General features: G+C 43.7%; 10 protein-coding genes. 9 read left to right on the top strand and 1 reads right to left on the bottom strand.

What is annotated here, in order from left to right; genetic code table 11:
- Window positions 1-32 precede the first annotated feature (32 nt).
- From N836_RS50635 to N836_RS50665, 8 genes are all read left to right on the top strand, one after another.
- Window positions 33-1298, top strand: a complete 1266-nt coding sequence (locus tag N836_RS50635) for a lipopolysaccharide biosynthesis protein (protein WP_023072447.1) — start codon at window positions 33-35, stop codon at window positions 1296-1298.
- A gap of 68 nt (window positions 1299-1366) precedes the next feature.
- The gene (locus N836_RS50640) at window positions 1367-2302 is read left to right on the top strand and encodes a glycosyltransferase family 2 protein (RefSeq protein WP_023072448.1); all 936 of its coding nucleotides are present in this window, start codon (window positions 1367-1369) and stop codon (window positions 2300-2302) included.
- 113 nt (window positions 2303-2415) lie between these two features.
- The gene (locus N836_RS50645; RefSeq protein ID WP_023072449.1) at window positions 2416-3738 is read left to right on the top strand and encodes an O-antigen ligase family protein; all 1323 of its coding nucleotides are present in this window, start codon (window positions 2416-2418) and stop codon (window positions 3736-3738) included.
- A 286-nt stretch (window positions 3739-4024) separates the two neighbouring features.
- Window positions 4025-5041, top strand: coding sequence for a glycosyltransferase family 2 protein (locus N836_RS50650; RefSeq protein ID WP_023072450.1), 1017 nt, complete (start codon window positions 4025-4027; stop codon window positions 5039-5041).
- Window positions 5042-5180: 139 nt separating this feature from the next.
- A complete protein-coding gene (locus tag N836_RS50655; protein ID WP_023072451.1) occupies window positions 5181-6245 on the top strand; it encodes a glycosyltransferase family 4 protein in 1065 nt (354 codons plus the stop codon).
- 100 nt (window positions 6246-6345) lie between these two features.
- The gene (locus tag N836_RS50660; protein WP_023072452.1) at window positions 6346-7452 is read left to right on the top strand and encodes an exostosin domain-containing protein; all 1107 of its coding nucleotides are present in this window, start codon (window positions 6346-6348) and stop codon (window positions 7450-7452) included.
- Window positions 7453-8165: 713 nt separating this feature from the next.
- Window positions 8166-11063 carry a DUF4347 domain-containing protein gene (locus N836_RS73225; protein WP_161634962.1) on the top strand — a complete coding sequence of 966 codons (2898 nt, stop codon included), beginning with the start codon at window positions 8166-8168 and terminating at the stop codon, window positions 11061-11063.
- A gap of 536 nt (window positions 11064-11599) precedes the next feature.
- Window positions 11600-13033 (top strand): tetratricopeptide repeat protein, encoded by a 1434-nt coding sequence (locus N836_RS50665; protein ID WP_023072454.1) that lies wholly within the window; start codon window positions 11600-11602, stop codon window positions 13031-13033.
- Here N836_RS50665 and N836_RS50670 read toward each other — a convergent pair whose 3' ends face one another.
- Window positions 13034-13873 (bottom strand): PRC-barrel domain-containing protein, encoded by an 840-nt coding sequence (locus N836_RS50670; protein ID WP_023072455.1) that lies wholly within the window; start codon window positions 13871-13873, stop codon window positions 13034-13036. It lies immediately after the preceding gene.
- Window positions 13874-14052: 179 nt separating this feature from the next.
- Between N836_RS50670 and N836_RS50675 the strand changes: the two genes are divergently transcribed.
- On the top strand, window positions 14053-15432 hold the full coding sequence (locus N836_RS50675) for a slr1306 family protein (RefSeq protein WP_023072456.1): 1380 nt from the start codon (window positions 14053-14055) through the stop codon (window positions 15430-15432).
- Window positions 15433-15435 lie beyond the last annotated feature (3 nt).

The following is a 15435-nucleotide window of genomic DNA, read 5'->3' on the forward strand; positions in this document are numbered from 1 at the left end:
ATCAATTACCCTAGAGTTTGCTCATATACATAATGCGAACAAAAATCGAGAAGTTATTTTCCGATAAGCTAGTAAAGAATATTGGATGGCAAACAGCTAGTCAGATATTTACACGAATCATTCGCATTGCAACAGTAGTTGTTCTAGCTCGTAACTTAACCACCGAAGATTACGGCTTAATGGCTATTCTGTTTGCCATCACTGATTTTGCCAATGTATTTATCCAGAAAGGCGGCATTGCCCCCAAACTGATTCAAGCACACCCAGACGAATTAAAAGGGCTAGTAAATACAGCATATTGGTCAAATTGGGTTATATGCATAGCTATTTTTTCATTTCAGTGTCTAATCGCATTTCCCATCGCTTTATTTTATGAGAATGACAAGCTGATCTTACCGATCATTGTGGCTGGGATCGCTTATTTAGTTAATCCCTTTTATGCTGTTCAAGATGCGTTAATTCGTCGGGATAACAGATTAGAGGTTGGCGCTTTAGCCGGAGCGATCAATGCAGTAGTCACACAAATTTTACTAATTATATTTGCCATTATGGGGCTGGGCATTTGGAGCATTGTCCTCGCCCTGATTGCAGCACAAGCCAGTTGGCTAACCGTCTATCGTAAAAACTATTCTTGGAAACCATCTGGCGGGTTTACGCTAAAGGGATGGCAAGATATCTTTAATTTTTCAAAGTTCCCTTTGGGAATTGAGATGCTCAACTACTTGAGATCGAACATTGACTATCTGTTAATTGGCAAATTTTTCAATGTTGAACAACTCGGGCTTTACTTTTTTGCTTTTAATGCGGGTTTGGGCATTAGCTTAACAGCCATCAACATGGTTTCTAATTCTGTTTTTCCTTACCTTTGTGAAGTCCGCAGTGATTTAAAAGCATTAAAGAACAAATATATGAGAAGCCTTAAGATCTGCGCTGCCATTATATTTCCACTAGTGCTGCTTCAAAGCTCTCTTGCTCCAGTTTATGTACCAATTGTCTTTGGAGAAAAATGGCTCCCAGCTATCCCAATTCTTATTCTTATTTGTCTATCAGCGTTACCTCGACCATTTGCTTTAGTATCGGAGCAGCTACTCTTAGCAGTTGATCGAGGCATGGTTGGACTGAAGTGGAATGTTGTATTCACTATTGTCTTTATACTTAGTATCGTGCTGGCCTCACAGTTTAGTATTCTCGCCGTAGCAGCTGTTGTTTTAGGGATTCATCTTCTATGTCTGCCACTATTTAGCATCTCGGTTTCAAAAGCTGTATTTTCTGGAAAAAAACTTTTCTCATTAACCTAGCAGGCTAGCATCTGATTGATTACGTCCTGAATACCTGAGTATATGTGAGCCCTCTGAAGAACAACATCATGACTCTAGATCCCTTAGTTTCTGTTATCGTTCCAGCCTACAACGCAGCTGTCTTTTTACCATCGGTCATCCAGTCTGTTTTAGCGCAATCCTATGCAAACTGGGAGCTATTAATCATCAACGATGGTTCAACGGATAACACCCAAGAAATTGTCAATCAGTATTGCGAAACTGATGATCGCATCCAATTGGTTTCCAGAGAAAACTCAGGGGTTTCTGTATCCCGCAACTTAGGAGCCCAGCTAGCTAATGGGGAGCTTGTAGCCTTTCTAGATTCGGACGATCTTTGGCATCAGGAAAAGCTTTCATCTCATATTAACTACATGCACAATCATCCTGATGTTGGAGTCAGTTTTGCAAGGGTAGAGCTGATCTCATCTGATGGAGAAACCACTAATAAACTCACCAATAATATTACTAAGAGTCTGAAGCCAGAAGACTTTTTCTATAGTAATCCAACCGTCACAACCTCCAATTTTGTAATTCGAAAATCTGTTTTTCAAGAGTTGAATGGATTTGATGAGTCCATGCAATACAATGAGGACATTGATCTTCTTTTCAGAATATCTATTCAAGACAAGTGGAAAATTGAGGGCATTGACCAAGTTTTAGTTCAATACCGCCTCCATTCATCTGGCTTATCATCAACACTTATGAAAATGGAAGCAGGCTGGGTAGCATTGATGAAAAAAGCTCGACAAAAAGCTCCTCACCTCGTAGACATGCATTATAAAGCTGCTCAAACAGCTCAACTACAGTATTTGGCTCGACAAACTCTTCGCTTAAACATGTCTATGTTTTTGGGAGTATCGTTAATTAATCGAGCATTGATTAGCAACTGGAAAAATCTCTACAAAACTCCAAAGCTAGTTATATTAGCTTTTTTAATATATTTAAGGTTGGCGACGTTTAATACACTCAGATTGAGCATTTAACCATATGATTAAAGAGTGTTATAAAAGAGTGCTATAAAAGCAGATTATTAAGTTTATACCTTTTAATTTTGCCAATATTCTAAGATGCTCTAGTTCATCAAAAAGGGGATGTCGTGTTAAGGATTCCAAGATACTTAGAATACGTATTTATCTGTTTTGCCCTATGGTTTTTCTTTGGCAATCCTATTAACTTAATTACTAGCGGTGGTGCCGGCCAGTTGGTGGATGTTTACACCCAGCAAAGTAATTTCTTATTGCCTGGCATTAGCATGGCAATTTACGCGACAGCCTCTAGTTTATTATTATTTCGCTGGAAGCTTATACTCAGTCGATTGCGTTCGAATCCTCAGACGATTCTAATCGTATTATTCTTAGTGATCGTTATTTTTTCGACTCAGTGGTCGGCTGATCCTTCTCAAACGTCACGTCGAGGAATTTTATTAGCCGGTTCAACGTTTCTCGCGTTCTTCTTATCCACCAGCTTTAGCTTTAAGCAACAGTTGCGCTTTTTAGCGATCGCACTCTGTATTAACGTTATTCTCTGCTTTATTTTTGGAGTATTGCTGCCAACTTACGGAATCATGCATGATGGAGTGCATGCAGGGGCTTGGCGAGGCGTATATACACACAAAAATAAGCTAGGCTCACAAATGGCCTTGACTACAGTTTTTCTGATAGTCATTCAATACGCCAAGATTTTCAGGGGCAAAGCAAATCTTGCGATCTCAACGAGTACAATAATTTCCGGATTCCTCGTAGTTGCAAGTAAATCAACGACCGGACTATTGGCAACAGGCGCAATGACACTAACCTTCATTGTCTGCAATGCTTTGAAGCTTAGCTATCGCTCTATGGTAATTGTCATCAGTGCAATTATCTTGCTGGCAGGAAGTGCAACTATATACGTTCAAGCGAACGCAGATGAACTATTAAGCATATTTGGTAAAGGCACTGACCTGTCAGGAAGAGATGAACTTTGGCCAGCCGCTTGGCATATGATTTCCCGTAAGCCATTCTTAGGATATGGCTACGAGGGCTTCTGGGGTACTGCTGGCTCTCCTGCAGATCTCTTAAGGCAGATCGTCGGTTGGCCAGCCCCCAATGCCCACAGTGGCTTTCTAGAGTCTCTATTAGCAGTGGGATGGATTGGCAGTTCTCTCCTGCTGATAGTACTTATCATTACAACAGTTAAAGCCGTTCAGCTAGTCAGAACGACAAGGCAATCTTATGCTACTTGTCCTGTGCTTATCATAGTGTTTCTATTACTGAGCAACATGACAGAAAGTACGCTTTTCAATCATGATGTTTGGCTACTGTTTATCTGGGCCTCTCTATCTTCAATTTCGATTCCTCAAACATTCTTAGAATCGAAACCTGAGAACATATCGAACGATTTGAATATAAGAGAATCAGTTAAATTATCCCAATCAGGTTAACTCTTTAACCTAGCGTCTCCTCACTGTAAAGCTAGCCAGATTACCCTGATAAGGGTGTTTGCCATGTAATATATCTTAGTGAATAAGGTTTTTATTTCAACAGTTTTATCTGTCTAAAGAGAATAGTTCGATAGCAAAAAGCTAGTTTGAACGAGCTTCAAATCAGAAAGATGGGTAATTTACCCCTAGAAGAATCTCTGATACTGCGCAGATATTCTCTTATAGAAATAAATTCAAGTGTTCTCTTTTAGTACGAAAAATATCCACTGTAGGATGGTGTCTTTGAATGGAAGGTCAACTCGTATCTGTTATTATCCCTATCTTCAAAGCGGAAGATTTTATAGCTGAAACTTTGCATTCAGTTTTGAGACAAACATATACTAATCTTGAAATTCTTCTAATTGATGATGGGTCTCCCGACCAGAGTATTAAGGTTTGTCGGCAGTTTAATGATCCAAGAATAAAGATCATTCAGCAAGCTAATCGAGGTCTAGCCGGGGCCAGAAACACCGGTATTCGGAATGCTACTGGTGAGTACATAGCGTTGATTGATGCGGATGACCTATGGACCGAAGACAAAATTGAAAAACATGTTAGGCATCTAGAGTCTTCCCCCACATTAGGGATTAGTTTTAGTTACTCAAAATTAATTGATCAAAACAGTAAACCTACAGGCTTAAAGCAAATTCCCAAAAGAATCACAGGCATTACACCGCCATATATCTTAAGTCGAAACCCTATTGGTAATGGCTCATCGCCAGTATTCAAACGGCAGGTATTTCAGGATATTGGATTTTTTGACAATATCCATGGAGTAGAAGAGAAATTCTATTTTGATGAAAGTTTCAAAAGAGCTGAGGATGTTGAATGTTGGCTGAGAATAGAGATGGAGACATCCTGGAAATGCGAAGGCATTCCGGAACTACTAACGCTTTACAGGATTCATCCTGGTGGTCTATCAGCCAGCTTGTTGAAACAGTATGAATATTTAGAGAGGATTATTACTAAATACACCAAGGCTTATCCAGAAATTTTTGTCAGTTCTTCCAGCCTTGCCAGAGCATATTACCAAAGGTATATTGCACGGCGTGCAATTAGCTTACGTGACTCCAAGCTTGCGCTAGAGATGATGCACAAAGCCATTGCCAGTGACAAGAGAATATTTACTGAAGAACCTGTTAAAACATTGGTTACTATGGGTGCAACATATTTTCTATGTTTGGTGCCAATCAAGCTATACGATCACTTAGAGCAGGCAGCGAGAAATCTTTTCACAAAAAAGGTGCAACCTAAAAGTAATTAAGGTTTAGACCCATGAAAGGCTGAAAACCATATTTTGAGTTGTATAGGGAATTGTAAATCATTATTTTCAATTGTCTGGCTCATTTGGCACTTTGCAAAAATTACTCCTTATTTTCCTACTCATCGAGGTATTCTGATATATGAAATGGTCCGTTGTTGCACCTTACTTTAATCAAGCTGATGTTGATAACAACAACTGGCTTAGTAGCTATATATCAAGCCCAAGGCATAGCTTCGATTTAATTGCTCGGCCTACACCTGTACCAAACTGGCACGATAAATCTGTTAAGTACACAACGCGCTCAGAATGGTTTGGACATTGGGAGCATGCAGCATTAGCCTTAAATAGCGATACTGATGGAGTAATCACACTATTTCCCCAGTTGCCAGCAGCCATTGGTCTACAAAAGATGTTGAAGCGTTCCAAAAAACCAGTTGTTGCTTGGACATTTAATATCGGAAATTACCAAGTTGGCTCTGTTCGTCGTTGGCTCTCAAAGACCAGCTTAAGTCATATCGATTGCTTTGTAGTTCATAGTAAACATGAGATTGACATCTACAGCAAATGGCTAGACTTGCCTAAAAGTAGATTTAAGTTTGTGCCTTTTCCATCACCTGATATCGAAGTAAAGTTTCAGGAAAACAGAGAATCTCCATTTATTGCAGCTTTGGGATCTGCCCATCGAGATTTCCCTTGCTTATTTAACATAATTGAAGAACTCGACATACCAACTGTAGTCGCCTCAAGCAAAACTGCCCTAGAAGGCATCAACATTCCAAGTCAAGTAAGTACGCCTTTTGGGATCTCGCGAGAAGACTGCCGTCAGTTAGCACAAGAAGCGCGTATTAATGTCATCCCTCTTCAATTTAAGGATGATGTTACAGCTGCGGGGCATGTCACAGTTATAGAAGCCATGCTAATGGGCCGAGCGGTCATTGTGACTGATACGTATGGTATGAGTGACTATGTGAAACATGGTGAAACTGGTTGGTTAGTAAAACATGGATCTGAAGAGAGCATGCGAGAAGCTATCCAATTGCTTTGGAATGATGATGAGCTGAGAAATCGTTTGGGCCGTAATGCTCAAGCATATGCTCGAGAAACTTTTTCATTCCAGGGAAGTGCACGTTCCTTGGAAAAGGTTCTTGACAATGTCATCGGATTAAGTCCTGAACCAAAGGCACCCGCTAAAGTTGGCGTTTAGCTTTGTGCCACAACAGAACCAGGCATATTTTGCTGCGGCTCTACACCTATGTTTCTACTGTGTAAGGTTTTAATTCAGAGCAACGCTCACGAAGTTGGTTATGAAACTGAAGATTTTTTCTAGTCGAGAATATTTGCCTGAAGGTGTAGATCCCAGCTCTATCCTTTATCCGCTTTGGTCAGATTTACATTCCGAACTCATCTATCAATGGGCCAGCCCTTATATTAAGTATGTTCAGGATAGAGCCAATCTTTTTGAGTTAACGTCCTTGGCCGATGCAGATGTAGCTATTCTTCCTTTCGATTGGCGCAGTATACGTGGAGATTCATGGCGAGGGACAACCGATCAGGCAGGGATGACACTGGCTTTAGAGTTTGCCGACCTCGTGCAAAAAGCAGGGAAACCTTTAGTTGTCTTCTTTGGTAGTGAATGTTCTGATGAGGCTCTACCCATCGACAATGCACTCATTTTTAGACAATCTGTCTATCGTTCAGATGCTAAATTTGCCAAGACCCCAATCTTCCCATTTTTCTGTGAAGATTTTGTCGCAAAGTATTTGGACAATCAGGTTCCTATCCGCAAAAAAAGTCAAAAGCCAACCGTTGGATTCCGTGGGTTTGCCAGACCTCCTAGCTTAGATAGACATATCAAAACATTCTATTATCATAGTCATAATCTTCTAAAGCACTCGAAGTTGGGCACTTCACCTTACAAAGGAGAAGTATTAAGAACTAAAGCCCTGAGCATCCTACAAAATAGTGATTTAGTTAACGACAATATTGAGGTATTTGAGCGGGCGGTTTTCTTTGAGGCGACAGACCCCACAGACAAAATGAAAGCTCGCATGGATTATGTCGATAATCTGGTGAATAGCGACTATGTGTTTTGTTGTCGAGGCTCAGGCAACTACTCCAATCGATTTTATGAAGTGCTTTCATGCGGTCGTATTCCTATCTTCCTAGATACAGACTGTAAACTCCCTTTAGAAGAATTCATTAACTGGAAAGACTACTGCATCTGGGTTGATGAAAAAGATATGCCCAATATTGCGGAGATAGTTGCTAATTTCCATGGAAAGCTGTCAGACACCGAATTTGAAGATCTTCAGCATGAGTGCCGTAATCTATGGTTAAACTACCTTTCACCTGAAGGCTATTATTCAAAATTCGCTCAAATAGTAGAAAAATCAATACTCGTTGCAGCATAGCTCTCGCTAAATAAACGTTATCAGAGGCGTTATATTAGCGTCGAAAGAATCTCATTTAGAGCTATATATTCATTTGATAGACCGTTTGAAAATGGCAGTGTAGTCGACGACTACACTGCCATTTTATATTAACTATTTTTTTAGATATGTAAGTAGATAGCCGAAAGTAAACGTCCCTAACACCGCTGGTTTCGACTCCGCTCAACCAGCTAATTTAGAGGAGATGAGGGCTAAACGGAGTCGAAACCCGGATTGATGGATAGTTTTGTCCATCCACTTATGAGTATGCCCCTCCCGCATACATGAGAGTTTCGCGTGTCAAATAATCTCAAATAGGACATCGGACAACGTTCTTCCCTTCGTTAGGCCGTAGGCAGATAACTTTTGACCAATCGTGCTCACTCTCAATACTCCCTATAGATCTCACCTATAGATCTCACCTATAGACCTCTCTTATAAGACTCTCTCTCATAACGTTTCTTTCATTATCCTATTAAGTCTCTATGACTTTCTTGAGTTCATCAGGCTTACAGCCCTCCTAAAAGAATATATTATTAGTAATTTCACTTAGTGCAGCAGTTAGCCAAAGAGCCGATCAAAAGGCTGTAGAATCTCTTTTCAATCAGGAGATTTTTCATTCACGATGTATTTAGGGTGCAGTTTGTAAAAAGTTTTATCAGCATCAAATAATCAATTTCATGAGACAAGCTGCTATGCCAAATTCTATAGCTCCCACAAGCTTCAACAACCATTCATACAATTCTCAAACACGCAATCAAGCTTTACCTGTTCAAACTACACAGCAGGTCATCATTTTTGATGCGCAGGTAGATGATCTCTCATTATTACTGGCTGGGCTCAACTCTCATATCCAATCCTATGTGCTCTCCCCAGAGCGTGATGGAGTTGAGCAAATCACGGAAATTTTGCAACAACAGCCGACTGAAACGTTAACCTTAGTCGCCCATGGCTTCTCTGGCGGCTTAAAGTTGGGAGATAGTAGCTTAGAATTAAGTAACTTACAAGACTATTCACATCTTCTTCAAGAATGGTTTGCTGTAGGAAATTCTCCTAAGTTACAGTTGCTCGCTTGTAATGTAGCTGTCGGTGATGCCGGAACTGAATTTATCCAGAAGCTACAGACCCTCTGCAATGCAAAAATCACAGCTAGTAATAGAACCATTGGCAATGGACATTGGCCATCTATAGCTGAAAGCTTATTCGCGGATAGAACTCTACGTGAGTACAATTTCACGCTCAATTGGGAAGTAGTTGGCAATGCACCACAATTTTCCGATGGCGTGATTGAAATGGCCGATCTGGAAGTTGACGGAGATATTCCCTACGTTGTTTATAAAAACAGAGGTGATGGTCAACTAACTCTAAGTAAGTTTGAAAACGGCAATTGGGCAACTGTTGGCACTCCTGGAGTGGCTGCTGGTGGATTTAATTTTAATGCAGATGTAGAACTCATTGGCGATACCCCCTATATCGTATATCTCGATGCGAATGATGGGGATAAAGCTAAAGTCATCCAATTTGATGGCAACAGTTGGCTACCTGTTGGTGGTGCTGTTTCCGAAGCTGGAGCCGCTTTTATTGACCTGGAGGTAGACAACAATGGAAAGCTGTATGTTCTCTATCGAGATGTTAATCAAGGTGAAAAAGCCACTCTCAAAAGGCTCGATGGCAACAATTGGGTAACTGTTGGCCCTGCAGGCTTCTCAGAAGGCCCTATTGTCGCTAACGATGGCACTACAGGCCTAGATCTGGAAATTAGTGCTGATGGCACCCCCTATGTTATCTATAATTACACTGGCCCTGAGGGTGACAAGGCCAGTGTGCAAGCCTTTATCAATGGCAACTGGACCACCATTGGTAATGATGATTTTGCCGATAATAGGGTAAGTTTCCCAAATCTAGAGATTCTAGATGGGACTCCTTATATTGCCTACAGTGATCCTAATGATGGGGACAAGGCGGTTGTTCAGACTCTGAACGATAATAATGAGTGGGTTGTAGTAGGTAATGGCGCGGCTTCTACAACTAGTGCATTTTCTCCTGATCTGGAATTTGATCGCGCAGGCACTCCCTATGTGGTCTACGCCGATAATACTGGCCGTGCAACTGTCAGGAAACTGCAGGACGGTACCTGGACCGATGTGGGTAATACATCTTTTTCTGGAGCTGCAGCCCCTTACACTGATTTAGCAATCAACAACAGTGGCATTCCCTATGTTGTTTATCGAGATGAGTCTGAAGGTGATGGTAGATCGAAGCCGACTGTCCAAAGGCTACCTAATAATGTTGTTCTTGATAACATTGATCCAGATTTAATCAGTATCACCCGACAAACACCGAACACTGAAACAACCGATGCAGACACTTTAGTCTTTCAGGTTGCTTTTAGCGAAGATGTTCAGGGGGTCGATGCCACAGACTTTGCTATCACTAATGCAAGTATCAACGCTGATATTGAGGTAACAGAGGTAGCTGGAGATCTCTACAACGTTACTATCTCAGGTAAAGAACTAGAGGACTTTAATGGCGTTATCGGTCTTGAACTAGTAGATAGTCCAGATATTACCGATTTGGCAACAACTCCTAATAATTTATCTGCAATTGATCCAATCACAGTTGAGACATACACACTGGACAACTCTGAGGACGGTGGTAGTGGCGATGGTGGCGATGGCGGCGATGGCGGCAGCGGCGGCGGCGGTGACGGCGGCGCAGGTGCTACTGGCAATATACTGACTGTATTTTCTGAGATTAATGTACTGGCAGTCACCCAACTGGAGTCTAACAATACCATTCAATGGCAGCTGAACCAGGGGGACATCAATAATGTCAGTGAAATTATTGTGTTTGAAACTGATGCATCTGGAAACAATGATGTTGAGATCACTCGTTTCTCACTTCTACAAACAGGCGATCTTCCAGCCGCCTATAATCCTGTTTTCACCATTGATAGCAGTTTCGTTTCAAAGGGTGACTTTTTCCAATTTGCAATTGTTGAAAATAACGTAACACTCTTTTCAGAGATCACAGCTATTACGGATAGCGAAGTCTCCTTAGACTTTGGCAATGGGATTCAAGGAACTACTTACATAACAGAGGAGGTCTTAACAACCAACCTATTAGTGAATGATGCCCAGGCTATAGACCTTACTGGCCAGACTGGGACAGTTGATGTGAGCTTTAATGTTTTCCGCGAAGCTGCATTTAACAATACCGTAGGGTTTTATACATTGGCAACCGATGATGGTGGTGTAGTAGATCCACTGACTGGGAATACTATTCGTCCAGGCGAAACGGGCTATAAAGAGGCTGCGATCGCAAACAGTTTAGATATCGAACTAACGGGTCAAAATGGCCAGGCAAGCACATTTGAAGCGTCAATACTTGCTGGCCAGCAGCTAGGGATCTTTGTGATTATTGATGGTATTGACCCAATAGTCGACGATGTAGTATTCAGTTACGGTAGTGCCAATACTGGTAATGCTGATCACATTAGAAAAGTGGGTGACAATACCTTCGGCATCGAGGATCTACCGGAGCTGGGAGATATGGACTTCGATGATGTAGTCATAGAGTTCGCTGTCATTTAGCCAAGGATTGGGATGCATGTTTACTGATTTTCGGTTCAATCTCTAAATCAGCAACGGCTATCTGGGGCTGGGTTTAGTATTAACGGACTCTAGCCTCAAAGCTCAATCAAGGCCTGAAATGCTTAAGCATTTCAGGCCTTGGCTATGGCTAACCCATCCACGGCACAACAATGATATGCACAACAGCTGACAACAGGTTGTTAATAAACTTGGGACCGTACTTATTTGAAACGTATCAAGGATAGAATATTCCTTGTATCAGGGTTTTTCCTATGTTTATATCATTAACCCTGTTGCCGAAAACCCATCAAATCCTAAACACTTTAGGGCTGGGAACTTAAGGTAGGCAAGCATGGGTCAAGCAAATAGTTCGAAAAATAGGGACATTTGCCAGATATCTGACATCTAAGCCCGAATACACAGATATTAAAACGCTCGATTTTTGATTGGTTCGTTTTGTATCTGTTGTTATTGGTTACGTCTAAGTCCGTTTTAACGGGCTGACGTTACCAAGTTTGTGGTGAGTGTGGAGCTACATGACTGCTAAAGACTTATTGAATCAAGGGGTAAATCTGGCAAGGCGACGGGACTGTACAGGAGCGATCGCAATTTTCAATACGGTTATCGAGTATTTACCCAACTATGCTAAAGCCTATTACAACCGAGGTTCTGCTCACTATACTTTGGGCAACTATGCCAGAGCCATCGAAGACTTTAGTTGGGCTATTCATCTCTCACCTGACTACGCATCGGCCTATATCAATCGGGGCAACGTCCAGCGCCAGCTAGGCCACCTAGATGCTGCCTTAGACGATTTTGAACACGGGATTCAACTAACTCCCTTATCGGCACGGGGATATTGTAATCGTGGCCTGCTACGCCTAGACATGGGTAACTACACAGGAGCTGTGCGGGACTTTGATTATGCCCTCAAGCTAGAGCCTCATTTGCCTCGAGGATATCTCTGGCGCGGTGTCGCCTGGTTACAATGTGGCGATTTTTCGTTAGCTATTCACGATCTCAACCGCGCCCTCACACTGACCCCTGACTGCGCCAAAACCTATAACTATCGAGGATTGGCTCACTTTTATCAGGCAGAACACCCACAGGCCATGGCAGACTTTGATCAAGCCATTAGTCTTAGCCAGAACTTTGCAGATGCCTATAACAACCGTGCGACTCTGCAAATGGAATTTGGAGACTATAGAGGCGCGATGCAAGATTACTGTAAAGCCTTAAAACTCAGCCCGTCCCTACCCAAAGGATATCCACAAACATTAGAACAATTACACCCTGAGCTTCAAGATAGTCCCACATCAGGAAAAGCGGCTCTATTGAACAATCGCGGCAACACACGGGCCACCTTGGGAGATAGTCATGGAGCCCTCGACGACTACACAGAGGCCCTGCGACTGGCACCAAATCATGCGTATATCCACCATAATCGTGGACTGGTACAGCTATATCTCCATCATTACGAACTAGCTGTTACTGACTTTAGCGCAGCGATTAGACTCAATCCTCAGTGTGCAGAAGCGTTTAGTCACCGGGGGGGAATTCGCCAACATCTCGGTGATCTGGATAAGGCGCTCCAGGATGTCAATCGGGCAATTGAGCTGACCCCATCCTTAGCCACTGCCTATGTGCATCGAGGCCGCATTTATGTGGATCTCCATAACTATCAAGCGGCAATGGCTGACTTTGATCAAGCTCTCATCCTGCAACCCAATGCAGCCCATACGCTCAATGAACGTAGTGTGCTGCGGTTTCGGCTGAAGGATGTAGAAGGCGCGCTAGCAGATGTGAACCGGGCTTTAGAACTCCAGCCACAGTTTTCCGATGCTTACATTAACCGAAGTTTGATCCGATTTGATCGGGGCGATCGCTCCGGGGCCTTTAGTGACATTGATGTTGTGATGACAATTCATCAGCACCGCCCAGCGCCTCCGGATGATCGGGCTATCGCCTAGCTATTCATCGTCTTCCCAAACTTCAAAGGAATCGAGATCGATAGGCGGCGAGTCTGCCTGACTGCTGGGCTCACTCAGTTTATCGAGGGCATTTTCTAACGTATTTTCCAAGGCTTTATTTAAAGGACTGAGACGTTTTTTGGCTTTAAATACCTGTTGGTTAAGCTGCGATCTCAACCCTTGCGTCTTATCCTGTAGCTGCCGCCCAGTAGATCGCAGCTGTTCATTCACATCCTCCGACCGCCAGTGCTCCTGAGCATAGTCTGACCAGCCCTGGGCTCGCTGTTGCATCTGGTCTGCTAGGGATTGAGCCGTTGTTTGAGCCGTCGCTTGCCAATCCTGTTGAGCCATCGGGATGGCTTCATCGGCATAATACTTAGCTTGCTCAATAGCCCGAGACGATACCATTATGCGTTTACGGCCAGCACTAATAATGGCCTCAGGATCTAGCCCGTATAGCCCTGCCTGTCCTGGCTGAGCAAACAGATATTGAATGACAGCACCGTCACGCTCCAACCGATAATCAACAATCTGCCCCACGCAGTTGCCCATATCCGTCCAGACTTCCAGCCCCACCATCGGTTGAGCCGCGGCCTGGGACTGCTCCGCCCCTTGAGCATGGAGAACAATACTATCTTTGCCGATATTAACGAGTTGTTGCCAACTGTAGACGGGACGCTGCCGCTGCCACACAGGGCCTTTACACACCAGCGCCACCACCTTTCCCTGGTTCACATCGACTAGTAGACCATCCACTAATCCCAGCTCATTTGTGGTCTCATAATCAAGCATTAAACGGCCCAGCAGTGAACTTTGCCGTAGGACAGACTGATCAGCCATAGGAGCAACTCTAGAAAACGTCTGTACTTGATTTATAGCACTCCAATCTAATATCTATAAACCACACAGCCAATTAGCCGATTTTTAAGGCTTATGTTAATTCTGTGGGGTTTTCTACCTCGTGATTCGACACTCACTTTATAAAATGGAATAGAAGCAACTCATGGGTATAGGGACTTATGGATATCGCAATCAAGCGTCCTATTCTGATCGGTGGTTTAGGTCTCAGCGCCAGTCTGTGGTTATTGGACGTGGTGCATCATCTGCCCATGGACGGCTCGTTAATCCTGGGTGCGATCGCCCTGGGCTCAGGCGCATGGTGGTTCCATCAGCACAGCCAGCGCAGCGTAGTCCCAACCATTCCCAAACAGGTCACCGTTCAGCGTGACGCTATTGATCAGGCGTTGGAGCGGGCGGATCAGCTGATTGAGCTGCTATTAACTGAAAATAGTCAGGCGGTCGCTCAGGCAGAACTTTATCGTACCGAACATGATCTTCTATTAGATAGCCTGGAGCGTACTGATCTAAAGCTAGCGATCACTGGCAACAAGGCGACGGGTAAAACCACGTTGCTCAACTGCCTCGAGACATCTAGCGCCTCCTCCCTAACCTTTACTGACCAGTCCGATGATATTAGCGACGCTGATCTGGTGCTGTTGGTGATTGCGGGCGATATGACAGCGTCTGAACTAAACCGTCTGGAAACGCTGGTTGCTGAAGGCTATCAGGTGTTGGTGGTACTGAACAAGCAAGACCAGTACTCCCCCATAGATAAAGCTGTAGTGCTAGACCGGATTAACGGGCGGGCAACCGAGCGAGGGGTAGATGTGGTTGCGATCGCAGCCAACCCTAACCCCATCAAAGTTCGCCGCCATGCCGAAACCGGCGAAATTACCGAATTTTTTGAACAGCCTGCTGCCGAACTCCAGCCTCTGACTCAAAAGCTCAATAGCTTCACCACTGAGCCTGGTCCCCTAGTCATGGCCACTACCCTACGCCAGACCAAAGCACTGCAACGGCGCATTACTCAAACACTCAACGAGTATCGTCGTCAAAAAGCCATGCCCGTGCTCGAACAAATGCAATGGATCGCAGCCGGTACTGCCTTTGCCAGCCCCATCGTCACCATCGATCTGCTAGCAGCAGCTGCCATCAACGGTCAGCTCGTATTAGACCTCGGCGCTATCTATGGTCAGAAATTCTCCCTGGATCAGGCTAAGGCTGCAGCAGGCACTATTGCTGAACTCACTGTCAAGCTAGGTCTTGTCGAACTAGCATCCCAGGCCCTCGGCACCCTGCTCAAAAGTCATGTGACTACCTATTTGGCCGGTGGAGCCCTACAGGGCATCAGTGCCGCCTACCTTACCCGTTTAGCCGGTCTGACTTTGATTGACTATTTCGAAGAACAAAGCCTGCTAGAAACTAGCGAGCTGCACTTTGAAAGTCTGGGTAGCCGTTTGCAAGCATTATTCCAGCAGGCGCGTCAGGGGCTAGCACTCAAGGATTTTGTTACCCAGGCCCTGCCTCACTTGCCAACGATGAGGACTGTCGCTAGCTAGCTT

Source organism: Leptolyngbya sp. Heron Island J, assembly GCF_000482245.1.
Taxonomy (GTDB): domain Bacteria; phylum Cyanobacteriota; class Cyanobacteriia; order Phormidesmidales; family Phormidesmidaceae; genus Leptothoe.